The organism is Granulicella sp. 5B5, from assembly GCF_014083945.1.
Classification (GTDB): domain Bacteria; phylum Acidobacteriota; class Terriglobia; order Terriglobales; family Acidobacteriaceae; genus Granulicella.
On the sequence record NZ_CP046444.1, the window covers coordinates 3285353 to 3302165 of the forward strand.

General features: G+C 64.1%; 15 protein-coding genes. 7 read left to right on the top strand and 8 right to left on the bottom strand.

From position 1 onward, the window contains the following. Window position 1 precedes the first annotated feature (1 nt). Window positions 2-1579, top strand: a complete 1578-nt coding sequence (locus GOB94_RS13795) for a Ppx/GppA phosphatase family protein (protein ID WP_182276454.1) — start codon at window positions 2-4, stop codon at window positions 1577-1579. On the opposite strand, the gene GOB94_RS13800 is transcribed toward GOB94_RS13795, so the two are convergent. The 5 genes from GOB94_RS13800 to GOB94_RS13820 all read right to left on the bottom strand — a co-directional run bounded on the left by GOB94_RS13800 (window position 1531) and on the right by GOB94_RS13820 (window position 7179). Beyond that, complete coding sequence (locus tag GOB94_RS13800; RefSeq protein ID WP_182276455.1) at window positions 1531-2067, bottom strand: phosphoglycerate mutase family protein; 537 nt, start codon at window positions 2065-2067, stop codon at window positions 1531-1533. The two genes, GOB94_RS13795 and GOB94_RS13800, sit on opposite strands and share 49 nt — an antisense overlap. Window positions 2068-2115: 48 nt before the next feature. Then, a complete protein-coding gene (locus GOB94_RS13805; protein WP_182276456.1) occupies window positions 2116-2757 on the bottom strand; it encodes a class I SAM-dependent methyltransferase in 642 nt (213 codons plus the stop codon). Further along, entirely contained in the window at window positions 2754-3725 is a 972-nt protein-coding gene (locus GOB94_RS17015) for a hypothetical protein (protein WP_182276457.1), read from the bottom strand. Before GOB94_RS17015 ends, GOB94_RS13805 begins: the two co-directional genes overlap by 4 nt. Before the next feature lie 462 nt (window positions 3726-4187). Further along, window positions 4188-5975, bottom strand: coding sequence for a 1,4-alpha-glucan branching protein domain-containing protein (locus GOB94_RS13815; protein ID WP_182276458.1), 1788 nt, complete (start codon window positions 5973-5975; stop codon window positions 4188-4190). Window positions 5976-6141: 166 nt separating this feature from the next. Beyond that, window positions 6142-7179, bottom strand: coding sequence for a BON domain-containing protein (locus GOB94_RS13820; RefSeq protein ID WP_182276459.1), 1038 nt, complete (start codon window positions 7177-7179; stop codon window positions 6142-6144). A gap of 225 nt (window positions 7180-7404) precedes the next feature. Between GOB94_RS13820 and GOB94_RS13825 the strand changes: the two genes are divergently transcribed. Continuing rightward, a complete protein-coding gene (locus GOB94_RS13825) occupies window positions 7405-7830 on the top strand; it encodes a YtxH domain-containing protein (RefSeq protein ID WP_182276460.1) in 426 nt (141 codons plus the stop codon). A 138-nt stretch (window positions 7831-7968) separates the two neighbouring features. Further along, on the top strand, window positions 7969-8544 hold the full coding sequence (locus tag GOB94_RS13830; protein WP_182276461.1) for a hypothetical protein: 576 nt from the start codon (window positions 7969-7971) through the stop codon (window positions 8542-8544). A 3-nt stretch (window positions 8545-8547) separates the two neighbouring features. On the opposite strand, the gene alaC is transcribed toward GOB94_RS13830, so the two are convergent. Both alaC and mnmA read right to left on the bottom strand, forming a co-directional pair. Next, window positions 8548-9732 (bottom strand): alanine transaminase, encoded by a 1185-nt coding sequence (gene alaC / locus GOB94_RS13835; protein ID WP_182276462.1) that lies wholly within the window; start codon window positions 9730-9732, stop codon window positions 8548-8550. Window positions 9733-9839: 107 nt separating this feature from the next. Next, window positions 9840-10955 (bottom strand): tRNA 2-thiouridine(34) synthase MnmA, encoded by a 1116-nt coding sequence (gene mnmA / locus GOB94_RS13840; RefSeq protein WP_182276463.1) that lies wholly within the window; start codon window positions 10953-10955, stop codon window positions 9840-9842. Between the two features lie 174 nt (window positions 10956-11129). On the opposite strand from mnmA, the gene GOB94_RS13845 reads away from it, so the two are divergent. The 4 genes from GOB94_RS13845 (at window position 11130) to GOB94_RS13860 (ending at window position 15423) form a co-directional block, all read left to right on the top strand. Continuing rightward, entirely contained in the window at window positions 11130-12401 is a 1272-nt protein-coding gene (locus GOB94_RS13845) for an MFS transporter (RefSeq protein ID WP_182276464.1), read from the top strand. Between the two features lie 182 nt (window positions 12402-12583). Next, window positions 12584-13474 carry a universal stress protein gene (locus tag GOB94_RS13850; RefSeq protein WP_182276465.1) on the top strand — a complete coding sequence of 297 codons (891 nt, stop codon included), beginning with the start codon at window positions 12584-12586 and terminating at the stop codon, window positions 13472-13474. A 151-nt stretch (window positions 13475-13625) separates the two neighbouring features. Next, window positions 13626-14336, top strand: coding sequence for a Crp/Fnr family transcriptional regulator (locus tag GOB94_RS13855; protein WP_182276466.1), 711 nt, complete (start codon window positions 13626-13628; stop codon window positions 14334-14336). Between the two features lie 142 nt (window positions 14337-14478). Then, window positions 14479-15423, top strand: a complete 945-nt coding sequence (locus GOB94_RS13860; RefSeq protein ID WP_182276467.1) for a universal stress protein — start codon at window positions 14479-14481, stop codon at window positions 15421-15423. 25 nt (window positions 15424-15448) lie between these two features. Here the strand turns inward: GOB94_RS13860 and GOB94_RS13865 are convergent, their stop codons facing one another. Continuing rightward, the gene (locus GOB94_RS13865) at window positions 15449-16744 is read right to left on the bottom strand and encodes a histidine-type phosphatase (protein WP_182276468.1); all 1296 of its coding nucleotides are present in this window, start codon (window positions 16742-16744) and stop codon (window positions 15449-15451) included. Window positions 16745-16813 lie beyond the last annotated feature (69 nt).

Genomic DNA, 16813 nt, shown 5'->3' on the forward strand with positions numbered 1-16813 from the left:
AATGCCTACGTTTGCGGCGATCGACATCGGATCGAACTCGTGCCGACTGGCGATCGCCGCGGTGCAGCAGCACAAGCTGAAGATCCTGCAGGAAGACCGCGAGGTGACACGGCTGGGCGAGAGCGTCTTCGATACAGGCGTAATCTCGCCGGAGGCAATGGCGAATACGATCCGCGCGTTGAAGCGGTTTCAGAAGACGACGCAGACGTATGTGGTGGACCGGGTGCGCGTGGTGGCGACCAGTGCAATGCGCGATGCGCGGAACTCGGATGCGTTTCGTGCGTGGGTGAAGTCGTCGACAGGCTGGACGGTTGATGTCATCTCGGGGCTTGAAGAAGGCCGATTGATTCACCTGGGTGTGACGACGATGGAGCCGGGCGCGCGTGGGCGCTGCCTGCTGGTCGACCTGGGTGGCGGCAGCTGTGAGGTGACGCTGTCGGATGGTGGACGCATCAAGCAGATGGTGAGTCTGCCGCTGGGCGCGGTGCGGCTGCAACAGGAGTTTCTGATGCAGAATGATCCGCCGAGCAAGGATGATGTCGCCCGGCTGCGAAAGTTCATCGAGCGCGAACTGCGGCGTGGCGAACGGAAGCTGGGGCTGCCGAAGGTGGCGACAGTGATTGCGACTTCGGGGACAGCTTCGGCGTTGGCGGAGGCGAGTGTTGCGCTCTCGGAGGGGACGCGCGTTGCAAGGGCCGCGAAGAAGTCAGTGAGCAAGAAGACGACGCGAAGTGGGCCGATGCTGGAGGCCGATACGGCGTCGGTACGAATGATCGCGGACAAGCTGTTGAAGCTGAACAATGCGGAGCGGGCGTCGATGCCGGGGATCGGGCCGAAGCGTTCGGAGATCATCATGGGCGGCGCGCAGGTGTATGCGATGCTGCTGGAACGGCTGCAGTTGAAGGGTTTCCGGTATTCGCCACTGGGGCTGCGGGACGGCGTGCTGGAGCAGATGCTGGCGGACGTGGATACGAGGGCGAGCGCGCACCGCACCATGGAGGCCGAGCGCTGGGAGGGCGTGCTTGAGGTCTGCAAGCGTTATGGGATCGACCCGAAGAAGGCTGGGCCGGAGTGCCAGCATGTGGAGCAGCTGTTCGATCAGCTTATTCATGTACATGAACTGCCTGCCGAGTACAGGCTGTGGCTGCGGGCTGCGGCGATGATGCAGGAGGTGGGCAAGTTCATGAACCACCAGGGGCATCATCGGCATACGCAATACATCATTGCAAACTCGGAGATCTTCGGGTTCTCGCCGGAGCAACGGGCGATTGTGGCGGCAATTGCGCGCTACCTAGGCAAGAGCAGACCGGAAGCGGAGGACAGACCCATGCGGTCTGTGCCGGTAGAAGAGCATGTCCATGTGCAGCGGTCAGTGGTGTTGCTGCGGTTGGCGCAGGCGCTGAACCAGGACCGCGCGACCGCGGCGATGAAGCTGCGGATCAACGTGTTTGCCAAGCGAGTGTTGCTGGAACTGGAGCCGCCGCGTGGGCGTGCCGACCTGGAAGTGTGGGCACTGAAGAAGGAAGCGCCTTACTTCCGCGAGGTCTTCCGGCGTGAGCTTTTCGTCGAAGTGGCGTAGAGAGCGCGGACGATGCGGGGGTCGATGAGGCTCTGCAGGATGGCCGGGCCGCGGAGCAGGCTGACGCGGGCGAGTGAACCTTTGCGGAGGCGGACACCGGGGACGGTGGTCTCGGTGGGGCCGGCGAGGAGCTGGCCAAGGAACTGCGTCAGATTGGGGTTGTGACCGACGACGAGCACGTTCTCATAGGCAGTGCAATCGCGGAGCATCTTCTGGAACTGGGCGAAGGTGCTGGAGGGCGCGAGCGCAGTGGAGATAAGGATGCTCTGCTCGAAGCCCATCTCGGTGGCGACGAGCTGTGCGGTCTGCAGGCTGCGCTTGAGCGGGCTCGAGACGACCATGTCGAAGCTGATCTTCATGGCGTTGAGGACGTGGGCGAGCTGCAGGCACTGGGCTTTGCCGTCCTTGTCGAGGGGACGCTTGGTGTCGAGTAGCGGATTGGGGCGGCGAAGACCGGCGCTGGCGTGGCGAAGGATGTACAGGTTCATGGGGCTTTCGTGGGCTGTGCTGTCTGCGCAGCGGCTAGAAGAGGTATTTTACCGGCGTTGCCAGAGTTCTGTGTAGAGCAGGCCGCCGAGCCGCTCGTGGCGTGCGATGCGGACGAAGCCGGAAGCTGTGAGGGCCGACTGCGGATCGGGCAGTTGTTGGGTGCGCAGACCGGTAAGCAGGCGGAATGCAAGGTAGAGAGAGGCGATGTAGAGCCTTGCGATGGGACGCAAGGCTGCGTTGTCGGGTATGGCGAAGTCTGAGACGAGCCAGAGAGAGCCGGTGTGAGTGTGCGCGGCGATGTGTTTCGTGATGCTGTTGACCTCGGGTTGCGTGAGGCAGTCGAGGAAGAAGTGGGTGACGACGAGGTCTGTATTGTCTGCCACTTCGATGTTGAGTGCTGAGGCGTTGATGGTCTCGAGGCGTTCGGCTGCGAAGGCGCATCGCTCACGCAGGAGCTGCAGCATGGTTGCGCTCGTGTCGACTGCGGTGGCGCTGAGATTTTTGTTGATGCGCAGAAGCTGCGCGAGGAAGCGTCCGTCGCCGTCGCCGAGGATGAGGGCCTGGCGGCAGGGGGTGAGGCGGTTGAGGTAGTGCTCGCGGGTGCGCTTGAGGAGGGGGCCGAGGGTGAGGTACTCGGCCCAGCGGTAGATGCGGGCGACGTGGTCGAAGTTGGGTTCGGGCTGCGTCATCGGTGCAGGAGGAAGAGCAGCGGGGAGAGCAGGACGAGGTCCGCGGCGGCGCGGAGGTGGACGGGGCGGATGCGGGTACGCAGCCGGTGCAGCGCGAGCAGCAGCGCGGTACTTAGGGCGCAGGCCAGAGCCGGTGCGGTGGCGAAGCGGTCAAGCGCGGCGAGCGTGATGCAGAGGGCCAGCAGAGCCACACTGAGCTGCGGCAGATGCCGGATGGACCAGAGCGTTGTCCAGTGCGCGTGGCGGCGGGCAAGCGGCTCGTGCGGGTGCTCCCACGTGTAGAGGAAGAGGCAGTTGAGCGTGCAGACGCCGGCGAAGATGGCTGCGATGGGCAGCAGTTGCGGCTGCAGCGATGGCGCGCGCGCGACGGTGGGAATGAAGCACGCTGCGGGGAAGAAGATTCCGACGGCGAGCTCCTTGGGGAGGCGCCGGGTGCCGTCGCGGTGTGGGGGGCGGGCGTGGATGAGGAGCATCCAGGTGCCGAGCAGGGCGGCCAGCAGGGTGTAGAGGAGCAGGGCTCGGGGTTGGAGGTGTGGGAGCAAGAGGACGAGAGCCAGCGATGCGGCGGCCATGCCGGCGAGGAAGCGGGCGCGGTGGCGGTGGTGGAAGCGGTGGCGCTCCTCTATATCTATAGAGGCAAGATCTATATCGGCAAGGTCGGTTGGTGTGTGCGGCGTGGTGTCGAGCTGGCGGGCGTCGAGGAGGCGGTCAGCGGCGTAGATCATCCAGACGGCGGTAAACATGGCTGCCGAGGCGGTCCAGGGCAGAGCGATGTGCGAGCAGCGGGCGATGAAGAAGGTCCAAAGCGCGGCGACTGTAGGGGCGTCGAGGGACAGCAGGTGCCAGAGGGCGAGTGCGGAGTGGCGTGATGGTCGCGGCGGTGGCGCTACGACGAGCTGCGGGCCGCGTGGTGCTGGCTCGGAGGACGATGGTCTTGGGTTGCGGTCATGCAAGTTGCGGTCGAGCAAGGGGAGACAAACCTCAACTGAGTTCGATGCTTTGGGGCGGGTGAGGTGATACCCCTCCCCCCTCCCTATGTAGCGGAGGCCTTCAGCAGAATCAGCGACTTACGGGGTGATCCAGGGGGTATGTGGCTGATTCTGTATATGCTTACGGGTATGATATGGCTGGCAAAGGGGTTAGCGGCTATGGCTGGGGTTTGTGGCTTTCAGTCGCCAGTTAACCAGTTTGCTAGTGAGCCAGTATTTCGGCCTACTTCCAGTATAGAAGGCTGGAAGCGAGAAAGTGTTTTTGTTTTTCGGGTACTAGTGGTTTGTTTTGATGGGGTTGGACGAGGTAAGGATGGGTTGGGGGTTGACGACGGGCATCCTGCGAAAGATGCAGGTCTCTCCGCTACGCCAGACGATGAAGCCGTCTGGCTCCGGTCGAGATGACGCCTTCCTGGTTGGGTTGAGAGTTCCTGTTGAGGGCTACTGCAGGACTTCTTCGGAGCTTTCGATGGGTGGGGTGTCGGCGTGGGAGCCGGTGGCCCATAGCCCAGGGTCGATGTCGGCGAAGAGACTGTCGCGTTCTTCGATGGCGGCGAGGCGGGCCTCCTGGTCGGCGGTGATGGAGCCGGTGGCGGAGAAGAGCTGCCAGATGGACTTGAGCTCGTTGAACTGGTCGCGATGGGTCTCGAAGCGGAGCTCGGCGTAGTCGCGGGCGGCGCCGGTGGTGATGAGGAACTGCCAGTCGGAGGATTCGAGCAGGAGGAGCTCGCGGCAGAGCTGTTTCACGATGCGTTCTCCGAGACCTCCGTCGCGCCATTTGCCCTCGGTGCAGACCTCGCGGGTGTAGAGCTCGGCGGCGTAGATGTGGGCGTACGTCCAGGCGGTGTCGGGGTTCATCCAGACGTGGTTCGTGCCTTCGGCACCCCACGAGCCCTCATGCATCTGGATGAAGCCTGCGCGGGGGTACTTTTCAAGGTAGCGGGAGCCGGAGATGAGAGCGATGCCGGTGGGGTAGTCGTGCAGGACGCGGGCGACGGCCTCAAGCCACTGGGCACCTTCGAACCACCAATGGCCGAAGAGCTCGGCGTCAAAGGGGGCGGAGAGGATGGGCGGGAGGTCGGGGTTGAGGTTGTCCTGCAGTGCCTGCCAGACGACATGGACGAAGTGGGAGGCGTGGCTGCGGATGCGCTCGGCGGCCTGTTCGGGGTAGTAGGGCTCTTTGTTGACGATGTCGACGCGGTCGCCGGTGACGCGCCAGTAGCGGTGGCCGCCGGGCCAGCGCTTTTTGTGGAAGTCGAGGTAGTTGGGATCGCCGGGGTAGCCGGAGTCGCCGGACCAGACCTGGAGGCCGGTGCGGGGGTCGCGGGGGAAGACGGTGGCGGCGGAGTAGTTGTCGGGTGTCCGGGTATCGTGGCCGTCGACGAAGTAGGGCTGGTAGAGAAGGCGGTCGTCGCGCTGGGTGAGCGGTTCTTCGGCAGGTGGGACGAGGTTGTCGGTGCGTGCGCCTTCAGGTACGGGGACGCGGGTGGACTGCTCGATGAGGTGGGTGTCTACGAAGAAGTAGTCGAGGCCGCTCTCGCTGATAGCCTGCTCGATGCCGATGCGGTCGAAGGCGGGGGCGATGGGCGAGCCGTCGGGGTGGGAGACGGGGTAGCTCCAGTGGCCGGCGGGGCGGTAGCCGCACTCGGGAATCCAGATGCCGCGGGGCGGCTCGCCGATGTGGCGCTGATGGGTGCTGACGGCGGTGCGGACCTGTGCGCGGACGCTCTCGTCGGTGCCGAGGAGCGGCATGTAGGCGTGGGTGGCGCAGGTGGTGATGATCTCGATGAGGCCCTTTTGATGGAAGCGGCGGAAGCCGGCGACGATGTCTTGACCGAGGGCGTCGAAGTCGTGAAGGGCTTCGGAGTAGAAGGCGTGCCAGAAGCGGGCGAGCGAGGCGTAGTGGTCCTCGTTCATGGAGAGGAAGTAGGCCTCGTCCTCGCGGGCGGCGACGATCTTGCGCTCGACGTAGCTGGGAAACTCATGCCGGAAGACGGGATGGGAGAGCTGCTCCAGCAGGACGGGAGAGATGTTGAGGTTGCAGCGGAGGCCGATGCCGTCGCGCTCCAGGCGGCCGAGGACGCGGAGCAGAGGGAGGTAGGTCTCGGCGGCGGCTTCGTGCAGCCACTCCATGCCGTGGGGCCAGGTGCCGTGGTTGACGACGTAAGGCAGATGGGCGTGCAGAGTAAAGGAGAGGAAGCCGGCCGGCGTGTTGTCGGAAGCACTCAACGTGTGGGGTCTCCCCTTCAGGGTTGCTCGTGCCAGTCGCGCAGGGGTTCCACTCCCGAAGGCCCCGGGCGATTGCGGTTAGTGTATATCAGCCGATCGAACGAGCAGACGGCGGTGGGCGAGAGCCGGACAGCGCTGAGGGGCGTTGTCCGGCTGTGGAGACAGGTTAGGGTTCGCGGGTCTGCAGGCCGGGAGCATTGTTTTCATCCGAGCCTGCGACGCGAGAGGTCTGAACGGTGAAAGAGTTCGTGAGGCGGAAGGGGATGACGGACTCGGAGGCGATGTGGACTTGCTGGCCGCGGGTCATGCCCTGGACGGCGGCGCCGCCGCCACCGCCTACTCCGGCACCGATGGCGGCCCCTTTGCCGCCGCCGAAGATGCCGCCGAGGACGGCTCCGATGGCCGCGCCGCCGCCGATCTTAGCTGCAGTGTTCTTGCCGCGGCCCTTGCCCTGAAGGACATACGGGTCAGCGGAGACCTGCACCCACTGGCCCTCATGGCGGATGCCTTCGAGCCGGAGGACGAGCAGGGAGCTGCCCTTGAAGTGGGTGGCGTCCTTGGCGTCGGTGACGGTGCCGCGGATGGAGGCGCCGGTGGGGATGGCGATGTAGCCGCCGCCGACGATGGGCCGGGTGACGACGCCGCTGAAGGGCGTGCCGGGCTGCGCGGTTTCGCTGTCGAAGCTTTGCGTGATGCGGATGGAGACGTCGCGGCCGGCGGCTACGGTGACGGTGTGCACGGGCGGCGGTGGCGGCGCGGCGCTGGCGGGCGGTGGCGGCGGCAGGGCCTGGTGATTTTCAATGGCGGTCTGCTCCGTGGGAGTGACGGTGCGCTGCACGGTTGGCGCGGCGGGGGTGGTGATGGTGGGCGTGACGGCCATGCCAGCGACGGTGAGACTGTTGGCGACCTCCTTGACGCCCTCGACCTTGGCGGCGTCGCTGGCGGCGAGGGAGCGGGCGGTGTCGTCGGAGACGTTGCCGCTGAGGGTGACGACGCCGGTCTGGGTGGCGACCTGGATGGGCTGGTTGCCGATGACGGTGTCGGCGGCGAGGGCGGACTGGACGTTCTTGGTCAGGGTCGCGTCGTCGACGGTCTTTTTGCAGCCGGAGGGCAGCAGGGTGATGGCGAGCACAGCGGCAGCGAGGCCGACGCGCGAGATTCCGCAGAGGCGGTTTGAAGCGTGGGTCGGGGGGATAGCGTTCATCGTAAATACACCTCGTACAAAAAAGTACCGCAGGAGATCCTATTCCGTCTTTAGATGCGCGTTGAACGTTTTGTGACAATGGGATGCGTGGAAAATATGAGGCTGCTGATGGCGGGCTGCAACCCGGTGAGGTGTGGGAGCATCTACCCGAAGCTGAGTGGTTGCGGCCTCGGCGAAAGAGTATGCTGACTGTGGGTGGAATGAGCCGCGAAAAGGAGATAAAAGATGGCAGATAACGATAGCGTGGGCGGGTTCGGATGGTTTCTGGCGGGCCTTGGGATCGGCGCCCTGGTGGGCGTGCTGTATGCGCCGAAGGCCGGCAAGGAGACTCGCGATGAGCTGAAGGCCAGTGCGCTGGACGCCAAGGACCGCGCGGCGAAGCTATATGCCGAGAAGGCCGACCAGGCCGCGGAGTATGTTCGCCAGGGTAAGCAGACCGCCGATGAGTATGTGCGTCAGGGCAAGCAGGCCGCGGGCGAGTATGTGGACAAGGGCCGCGAGTACTACGAGAAGGGCCGGTCGCAGTGGAACGATTATGTGGACAAGGGCAAGGACCTGATCCAGACCCAGACCGATGCCGCGAAGGCCGCGGTTGAGGCGGGCAAGAGCGCTTACGTGGAGAAGACCGGGAACACGACGCCGGTCGCTTAACTCCGCTCGCAGGACAGGCTGCACATGCGGGCGGGTGTCCGTGTGTGCAGCTTTCGTTTAAGCTGGCTAAACTGTCTTTTGGGACGGGCCCTGTTGCAACCGAGCAACCGCGCGTTGCTGAAAGAATGAGGTCGAACGATGCCGAAGATTTCTGTAGCAGCGCTGACGATGATAATGCAGAGTGGCGGTGTGAGCGTGAGCGCGCACGATATCCATCTGATGACGATCGCGGTGTGGATCATCGCGGTTGCGCTAGGGGTGGCGGCTGCCGCGTTGTTTCTGATGGCCGGTTATGCGGCGAAGCTGCTGAACAGCGTGAACGGGATCGCCAACGAGGTGCGCGAACACACGGCACCGCTGTTGGAGAAGACGCATGACATGCTCACGGAGCTGGCACCGAAGATCCATCACTTGACGACGAACGCCGAGCACATCAGCTCGACGGTGCGGGTGAAGATGGACGAGATCGCGGTGACGATCACCGAGCTGAATGCGACGGTGCAGGAGGTGAACCTGCGGACGCAGAAGCAGGTGGCCCATGTGGACGGCATCGTGAGCAGTGCGCTGACTGCGGTGGAAGATATCTCGCACTCGGTGCAGGCGGGCGTGCGGGGGCCGGTGCGGCAGGTGGCGGGGATCATCGCCGGGATGAAGGCGGGGATCGAAAAGCTGGTGGAGCGGTCGCCGTTTGGGCGGGCCACGCCGAGAGACTGATGTCTACTCGGCGTTCTTGAACATCTGCTTGATGCCGCGGAGGGCTTGGCGTGTGCGCTCCTCGTTTTCGATGAGCGAGAAGCGGATGTGGGTGTCGCCGTGGTCGCCGAAGCCGATGCCGGGGCTGACGGCGGTGTGGGCTTCGAGCAGAAGCTTCTTGGAGAAGTCGAGTGAGCCCATGCCCTTGAACTGCTCGGGGATTTTGGCCCAGACGAACATGGTGGCCTTGGGGTTATCGACGTGCCAGCCGAGCTTGTTCAGGCCGGGAACGAGGACGTCGCGGCGGCGCTTATAGTTTTCTACGATCTCGGTGACGCACTGCTGTGGGCCTTCGAGCGCAGCGATGCTGGCGACCTGGATGGGCGTGAAGGTGCCGTAGTCGAAGTAGGACTTGATGCGGCCGAGCGCCGCGACGAGCTTGGTGTTGCCGACCATGAAGCCGACGCGCCAGCCGGGCATGTTGTAGGACTTCGAGAGGGTGAAGAACTCGACGGCGATGTCTTTTGCGCCGGGGACTTCGAGGATGGAGGGCGCGCGGTAGCCGTCGAAGACGAGGTCAGCGTAGGCGAGATCGTGCACGATGTAGATGCCGAGTTCTTTGCAGAGGGGGACGAGTTTTTCAAAGAACGACAGGTCGACGCACTGCGTGGTGGGGTTGGCAGGGAAGTTGAGGATGAGGATCTTGGGGCGCGGCGACATGCGCTTCAATTGGTCGGCGAGTTGTTCGTAGAGAGTGTCTGAATCGCCGTTGTCGAGCTGGATGGACTGCACCTGCGAGCCGGCGATGACGGGGCCAAAGATGTGGATGGGATAGCTGGGATTGGGGACGGCGACGGTGTCCTGGTCGTCGAGCAGAGCGAGGCAGAGGTGTGCGATGCCTTCTTTGGAGCCGATGGTGACGATGGCCTCGGTGTCGGGGTTGAGATCGACGTCGTAGCGGCGCTTGTACCAGTCGCAGATGGCCTTGCGGAGGCGCGGGATGCCCTTGGAGAGCGAGTAGCGGTGCGTGGTGGTGCGCTGGGCGGCTTCGATGAGCTTGTCGACGATGAACCTGGGGGTCGCGCCGTCGGGGTTGCCCATGCCGAAGTCGATGATGTCTTCGCCGCGCTTGCGGGCTGCTGCCTTCAACTCGCCTGTGATGTTGAAGACGTAGGCGGGGAGGCGAGTGAGGCGGCGAAATTCTTCCATGATGGTGCGGAGGCTCCTGATCTTTCTGCGTGAGGCGCGAATGTGTCTAGATAGGGTAGCGCATGGATGGGCGCGCCGAGATAATGCCTATGGTTCGGTGAGAACCGCTAGACGATCCAGCCGCCGCCGGCGACTTCGTCTCCCTGGTAGAAGACGGCGGACTGGCCGGGGGTGATGGCGCGCTGGGGGTCGTCGAAGGTGGCTTCGATGGTGTCGGGGCCGGTGACGACGAGGGTGGCCAGGGCGGGCTCGTGGCGGTGGCGGATTTTGATGGCGACGCGGATAGGCTCGACGGGTTCGGGGATGGAGACCCAGTTGAGGCGGTCGGCGATGAGCGTGCGCGACATGAGCGCTGTGTCGGGGCCGACCTCGACGGCGTGGCTGTTGGGGTGGATTTTGAGGACGTAAAGCGGGTCGGGCGAGCTGAGGCCGAGGCCCTTGCGCTGTCCCACGGTGAAGCTGTGGATGCCGCTGTGATGGCCTACGACCTCGCCGGTTGTGGTGACGAGTTCGCCGGAGGAGCCGGGGAGTTCACGACCCTGCTCGTCGAGGTAGGCCTTGAGGAAGTCGGAGTAACTTCCGCCGGGGATGAAGCAGATCTCCTGCGAGTCGGGCTTCTGGGCGAGCGCGAGGCCGTGGTCGGCGGCCATCTCGCGGACGGCGGGCTTCTGCATCTCGCCGAGCGGGAAGAGAGTGCGGCTGAGTTGGTCCTGCGTGAGGCCGAAGAGGAAGTAGGTCTGGTCCTTGGACTTGTCGGCGGGGCGCGAGAGGACCCAGCGGTTTCGCGCGGGGTCGAAGTGGTTGCGGGCATAGTGGCCGGTGGCGATGCGGTCGGCGCCGATGCCCTGCGCGGTGAGCAGAAGCTGGTCGAACTTGAGGTGGTTGTTGCAGAGCGTGCAAGGGATGGGCGTGCGGCCGGCGAGGTACTCCTCGACGAAGGGGCGGACGACCTCGGCCTCGAAACGCTCCTGCGCGTTGACGAGGTAGTAGGGGATGCCGATGTGCTCGGCGACACGGCGGGCGTCGTAGACGTCGTCGATGGAGCAGCAGCGGCCCTGCGAGGTTTCGGGGATGCCCGGGCGTCCGGCGAGGCGGCGCTGGTTCCAGAGCTGGAGGGTGAGGCCGACGAGAATGTAGCCCTGGGCGTGCAGAAGCGCGGCGACGGCAGAGGAGTCGACGCCACCGGACATGGCTACGGCGATGGTCTCGGGCGGGGTGGGCATGGTTGGTGGCAAGGGTGTCAGGCCGGACTAGTCCGGTTCTCAGCCCACGGCCGACAGCCGGTGGGAAATCCTTCCTAGAGAGATGATAGTCTCCCGTAAGAGATAGAGAAAGCTGTTTGACCGGCGGAGACAGGAAGCCGGTACATGCGATAGACTCTGCCGAGTCAGTTTTCAATGGAGAAAGTATTTCCAAATCGGCTGCCCCGGTGGGCGCTCGCGTTCCTGGGGCTGGCGTGCGCAGTGGGCGTTGCGTCGATTTACTACAACCAGCCGCTGCTGCTGGTGATGGGCAAGGACCTGGGGCAGGGCGCGCGGGCGATGGGCTTCGTCGCGGTGGCGACACAGGTGGGCTATGCGATCGGCATCCTGTTTTTTGTGCCGCTGGGCGATGTGGCGGAGCGCCGCTCGCTGATGGTTCGGATGTATACGGGCGTGAGCGTGGCGCTGCTGGCTGCGGCCTTTGCGCAAGGGCTGGCGTCGATGATTGTGGCCAGCGCGCTGATCGGATTGCTGGCTTCGGTGACGCATGTGGCGCTGCCGATGGCGCCGGACCTTGTGCCGGAGGAGCGGCGCGGGCGGGCGATCGGGACGGTGATGACGGGGCTGCTGCTGGGCATCCTGCTGGCGCGCAGTTTTGCGGGCTGGGTGGCGAAGTTGAGCCACTTTACGGGTTGGCTGGCCCCGATCAGCGGATGGCGCACGGTGTACGTGATTGCGGCGGCGATGAACCTCGCATTCGTGCCGATTATGTTCCGGTTTATGCCGCGGATGGAGCCGAGGCAGTCGCTGTCATACAAACAGACGATGCGGTCGTTGTGGACGCTGTTCTGCACGGAGCCGTTGTTGCGTGAGGCGGGGGTGCTGGGTGCGCTGTGCTTTGCATCGTTCAGTTGCTTTTGGACGACGCTGGCGTTTTTGCTGCACAGCCACTACGGAATGGGAACGGACGTTGCGGGGACGTTCGGCGTGGTGGGAGCTGCGGGTGCGCTGACGGCGTCGCTGGCGGGGCGGATGGCGGACCGGAGAGGCACACGATTTGTTGTGGGTATCGCAGGGGGCGTGCTGACGCTGTCGTACCTGGTGCTGTGGGCTGGGGAGCGGATGCAGATGTCGGTGCCGCTGCACATGGCGGTGCTGGTGGTGGGCGTGGTGACGCTGGATGTAGGCGCGCAGATGATGCAGGTGGGGAACCAGACACGGATCTTCGGGCTGGGTGCCGAGGCGCGGAGCCGGCTGAATACGATCTATATGACGATGTACTTTGTGGGCGGCGCGGTGGGGTCGGCGCTGGCGGGACTGGCGTGGTCGCGGTGGGGATGGGACGGTGTCTGCGTGCTGGCGCTGGGCCTGATTGCGCTGGCTGGACTTCGCCATGCAACCGGATACAGCCGCAACCATTCCGAAAGCGTGGTGCCGGTGCCTCCTGGTGAACGCGAACCGGCCTAAGCAGCTGCTTCTCGCAAGGCGGGTCCATCGCAAGCTAATTTGCCGGATGGGGCTGCGGGCGGCGGATGAGTGCTGCTTGTGATGGCAGGCACAAGGCTGTGTCTTCGTGATCACGGTGCGATGCGGTAGAGAGTCATAGCCTCGATGCAGGGAGAGTGAAGGCCCTGACCGTGAGGTGTGCGATGCCTGTGATTGAAGACGACGTAATCCTGGCACTGGACCAGGTTGTGCTGGCGACTGATTTTTCGCCGTCGGCTGTGAAGGCGACGGAGTATGCGGAGGGACTGGCGAAGCGGTTTTCGTCGAAGCTGGCGCTGGCGCATGTTGTGGACCTCTCGTTAGCGACGCGTGCGGACGGAGCGGTTGTAGGGTTTCCGCTGGATGCGTTGCGCAAGGACGGTCGCGAGAACCTTGACCGGCTGCAGTACAACCTGGATGCCGATGGAGTGAAGGTGTCGAGCTCGATGCTGGAGGCGCATCTGCCCGCGGCTGCGATCGTGGAGTATGCCGAAGGGGTGAAGGCTGACCTGATCGTGACCGGGACGAACGCACGGCAGGGACTGAGCAAGGCAATCCTGGGTTCGTGCGCGGAGGGGATCATCCGTCATGCGCGCTGCCCGGTGCTGACGGTGGGGCCGCAGGCGAGGGTTGCTCCGACGGGGCCGTTGTCGTTTCGCACGGTGCTGTTCGGCACGGACTTCAGCCGTGAGGCAGTGCAGCAGGCGCGGCTTGCGCTCAGATTTGCGCAGGACAGTTACGCCAAGCTGTATCTGTGTCATGTGCTGGAAAAGAGGGCAGGCGTGATGGACCTGCTGGGCGATGAGCTGCGTTTTCAGGCCGAGCTCTCAAGGCTGGTACCGCAGTCGGCCTATGACTGGTGCAGCCGCGAGTATGTAGTGGAGAGCGGCACGGCTGCGCCGCATATTCTGCAGCTGGCGAAGCGGATCGACGCCGACCTGATCGTGCTGGGCTCAAAGCACAGCGCAACGTGGCTGACGCACCTGGTAGAGGGAACAGTAGGCCACGTGCTGCGCGATGCGCAATGTCCTGTTTTGACCATGCATGATTTGTAAGGAGCTGATAATACACGGAGCGTGATAATGTGGCGGAATTCCCAGAAATAAAACGATTCTGTGATGGCCGTCACAGCGGGAAGTGATGGGCGAGCGAGACACTGTGATAGCGGCGAGATTGGTCTTTGGAACGCCATAAGCGGAGGTCGAGATGTCCACCACATGTGCCAGTCAGATCAACAATAATTGCACACGCTGCCCATTGCGGCTGCAACGTGCTTTCTGCAACCTTGGGCAGGATGCGCTGCGGGAGTTTGATTCGATCGGGTTCCGGATGGATGTGCCGAAGGGCGCCGTACTGTTTCACGAAGCGGACAAGGCGGAGAGCGTGCTGGTGCTGTGCACGGGGCAGGTGAAGCTGTCGTGCACGTCGCGTGATGGCCGGACGCTGATCCATAAGATTGCGATGGCGGGCGATGTGCTTGGGCTGGGTGCTGTGATCAGCGGCGCGCGCTTCGAGGTGACGTGCGAGACGATCGTGCCGTGCACGGTGAAGAAGATCTCGCGGAGAGATATGTTGCGCTTTTTGGAGCGGCATGGGGAAGCGAGCATGCATGCCGCGAAGGCGCTCTCGGAGGAGTACAAGTCGGCGTTCTTCGACGCGCGGCGGCTGGCGTTGTCGAGCTCAGCCGCGGGCAAGCTGGCGGGTGTGCTGATGGAGTGGGCAAACGCAGCGCAGATCAATGGAGAGCTGCGCTTTACGATGGCACTGACGCACGAGGACCTCGCCAGCCTCGCGGGGCTTTCGCGTGAGACGGTGACGCGCACGCTGGGGAAGTTTCAACGTGAGAAGCTGCTGTCCATCCGCGGCACGATGTTTCACATTCTTGAGCCGCAGCGCATGGCGGACCTGGCTGCGTGATGATTCATTGTGTGAGGCCGGGTGGGGTGATAGCCATCACAGCGACCCGGAACGCAGGAGACCTAGAGTAGGTGCTGGCTCCGGGCGTTGCGGTCTGTGAAGCAGGCCCCGCAGCCGAACGGATAACCGAAGGAACAGCACTATGCAAGAACTTTGCCTGCACAGGCGGGCACGTGAGTTTCAACATATTCTTCTGGCGACGGATTTCGAACCGCCGTCGCGCTCGGCATTCGCGGCGGCGCTTGTGGTGTGCGCGCAACTGGGCGCCGATCTTTCGGTGGTACATGTGACGGAGGCCGCGGACATCGTACCTGGAAGCGACGCCGACGATGAAGACATTCAACTGGGCCTGCTTGCGAAGCGGCAAGCGCTGCACGATCTGAGTGTGGCGGCACGGCAGGCCGGAGTGGCCGCCAGGACGCATCTGCTGCCGGGCATTGGGCCGGAGGGAGTACTGAATGCAGTCCGGGCACTACGTCCGGACATGGTTGTGATGGGCACGAGTGCGCCGCGCGGGTTAGGGCGGCTGGCCTTCGGATCGACAGCGGAGTCTGTACTGCGCAACTCCCCCTGCCCGGTGTTGACGGTGGGGCCGCGCGCTGCGTTGCGTGGCGCGGAGGCGCTGAGGCAGGGGCCGGTGGTATTTGCCACGGACTTCGACACCACGACGATGCCGGCGATCTTTTACGCATCGGTATACAGCGATGCCATGCGGCGACCGCTGCATTGTTTTCATGTGTTGCCAAGGATGCTGGAAGGCGCATCCGATGACGGGGCGATGCAGCAGGTGCTGAGTGAAGCGTTACAGCAGGCGGCAAAGACGAGCGGAGTTGCCGCCGTTGAACCTGTGTGTGCGACCGAGTACGGCAGTGAGGTGTCTACTACGGTGGTCGCTTACGCGGAGAAGCAGGCGGCAAGCCTGATCGTGCTGGGCATGCGGCAGGCGTCGATGCTGTCGTCACACCTGCGCGCGGATGTGGCGGTACGGGTGATTGTGGAGGCGCCCTGTCCGGTGATGACTATGGCGTTTGCGGCCAAAGGCGGCGAGACGCCGGCCTTTGCAGGAACGCTTCGCGCGGCGTTGTGAACCGTCCATAGGCGTCGGGTCTTCGCTATGGATTTGGCATCAGCTCAAGCAGATGCAGAAATACAGGCAAGGGGCAGGACATGTCCGACTGGCTGCAACCGGGGATGAAGACTGCGACACGCGTGGGTGGGTTGGCAGCGGTGAGGGGCGCGGCGATACGCATCTGGTCGAGAGTCTGCGCGGTGTAGTAAAGGCTGACGAAGTAACGGTGGCTGGAGCGCTGCTGCCGCAGCTCGAAGAGCAGGGCACCGCCGGGTGGCGTGTCGTCGCGGCGGCCGTCGATGATCCAGGTGAGGTTGAGAGCGCCTGCGATGTTTTCGATGTTGGTGTCATGGCCGATGAGGAAGAGCGCGCGGTCGGACGGCTTGCCTTTGGCGCCGGAGATAGATTTACCGCTGCTGGCTTGCTGGAGGGAGAGACGGATGACATCAAGGAGGTTCTCTGCCTGCGCGCGAGCGATAACGGGGGTACGCTGGCTGAAGTCGACGGCTGCCGCGTGGAGCTGCATGAGGGACTCGAGCTCGGCGCGATGAACGCAGCCCCAGCCGACGTTGGCGGTGTCCATGCCTTCGGTGTACTCGAGCAGAAGATTTTCAGAGAGAGTCGAGGCCGTGTAGAGCGGACCTTTGAGGTCGGCGAGGTGGTCGCCGGTGCCGGTGGTGAGTGTAGCGGGGATGTCGAAGAGCGAGGTGCGGGCAGGCTTGTCGGGCGACGCCGTGCCGCAGGTAGCGAGGATGTGGTCCAGATAGGCGATCTGCTGCCGGTAGGCCTGCGTGATGCTTGAGGGATCGTCGCCGATGCGACCGGCGATGGCTGCTTTGGCAAGCGCCGCGGCGGCGGCGTGGTCCTGCGGATCGGGATGCGGATGGAAGAGCGGGTCGTTGGTGCCTTCGGGCAGAGCGGTGATGGGGAGATCGCAGCCGGGCATGAGGCCTGCGGCGAGCGCCTTGCCGGTTTCGCGGGTGCGCTGGTCGGAGTCGGCGTAGAAGGTAATGCGAGCTGCGTCGCTACAACCGGTGGACTGTAGAAGGCCTTCTGCGGCGAACTCGACGCGGTCGTAGGCTCCGAAGAGCTGCATGAGCTGGAAGCCGTGAGGCGTCAGGTAGCCTGGCTCCACGGGCCAGTGCGGCCATGCGCCGGTGGAGTAACGGTCATACTGCGCAGCCTTGCCGGTGGGCGACCGTACACCGTGGCGGCTTAGCACGATGATGTAGCGGAGGTCGGAGCTTTGCACGCTCGCGGCGTGCTGAGTGGAGGATGTCTGCGCGACGGCGGTCGAGAACGGCAGAAGGCAGACGAGCGGCAAGAACCAAGATCTCATGGAGTCCCTGTTGTGTTGGTTTTATGTGGCTGAGTGGACCGAAGGTGTTGGCCTTCGGTCCACCTGGGT

Excerpts from the sequence above, each read along its gene's own strand:
- GOB94_RS13795 (WP_182276454.1), top strand. The coding sequence starts at position 2 with ATGCCTACGTTTGCGGCGATCGACATCGGATCGAACTCGTGCCGACTG.
- GOB94_RS13800 (WP_182276455.1), bottom strand. The coding sequence starts at position 2,067 with ATGAACCTGTACATCCTTCGCCACGCCAGCGCCGGTCTTCGCCGCCCC.
- GOB94_RS13805 (WP_182276456.1), bottom strand. The coding sequence starts at position 2,757 with ATGACGCAGCCCGAACCCAACTTCGACCACGTCGCCCGCATCTACCGC.
- GOB94_RS13820 (WP_182276459.1), bottom strand. The coding sequence starts at position 7,179 with ATGAACGCTATCCCCCCGACCCACGCTTCAAACCGCCTCTGCGGAATC.
- GOB94_RS13825 (WP_182276460.1), top strand. The coding sequence starts at position 7,405 with ATGGCAGATAACGATAGCGTGGGCGGGTTCGGATGGTTTCTGGCGGGC.
- GOB94_RS13830 (WP_182276461.1), top strand. The coding sequence starts at position 7,969 with ATGCCGAAGATTTCTGTAGCAGCGCTGACGATGATAATGCAGAGTGGC.
- alaC (WP_182276462.1), bottom strand. The coding sequence starts at position 9,732 with ATGGAAGAATTTCGCCGCCTCACTCGCCTCCCCGCCTACGTCTTCAAC.
- mnmA (WP_182276463.1), bottom strand. The coding sequence starts at position 10,955 with ATGCCCACCCCGCCCGAGACCATCGCCGTAGCCATGTCCGGTGGCGTC.
- GOB94_RS13845 (WP_182276464.1), top strand. The coding sequence starts at position 11,130 with ATGGAGAAAGTATTTCCAAATCGGCTGCCCCGGTGGGCGCTCGCGTTC.
- GOB94_RS13850 (WP_182276465.1), top strand. The coding sequence starts at position 12,584 with ATGCCTGTGATTGAAGACGACGTAATCCTGGCACTGGACCAGGTTGTG.
- GOB94_RS13855 (WP_182276466.1), top strand. The coding sequence starts at position 13,626 with ATGTCCACCACATGTGCCAGTCAGATCAACAATAATTGCACACGCTGC.
- GOB94_RS13860 (WP_182276467.1), top strand. The coding sequence starts at position 14,479 with ATGCAAGAACTTTGCCTGCACAGGCGGGCACGTGAGTTTCAACATATT.
- GOB94_RS13865 (WP_182276468.1), bottom strand. The coding sequence starts at position 16,744 with ATGAGATCTTGGTTCTTGCCGCTCGTCTGCCTTCTGCCGTTCTCGACC.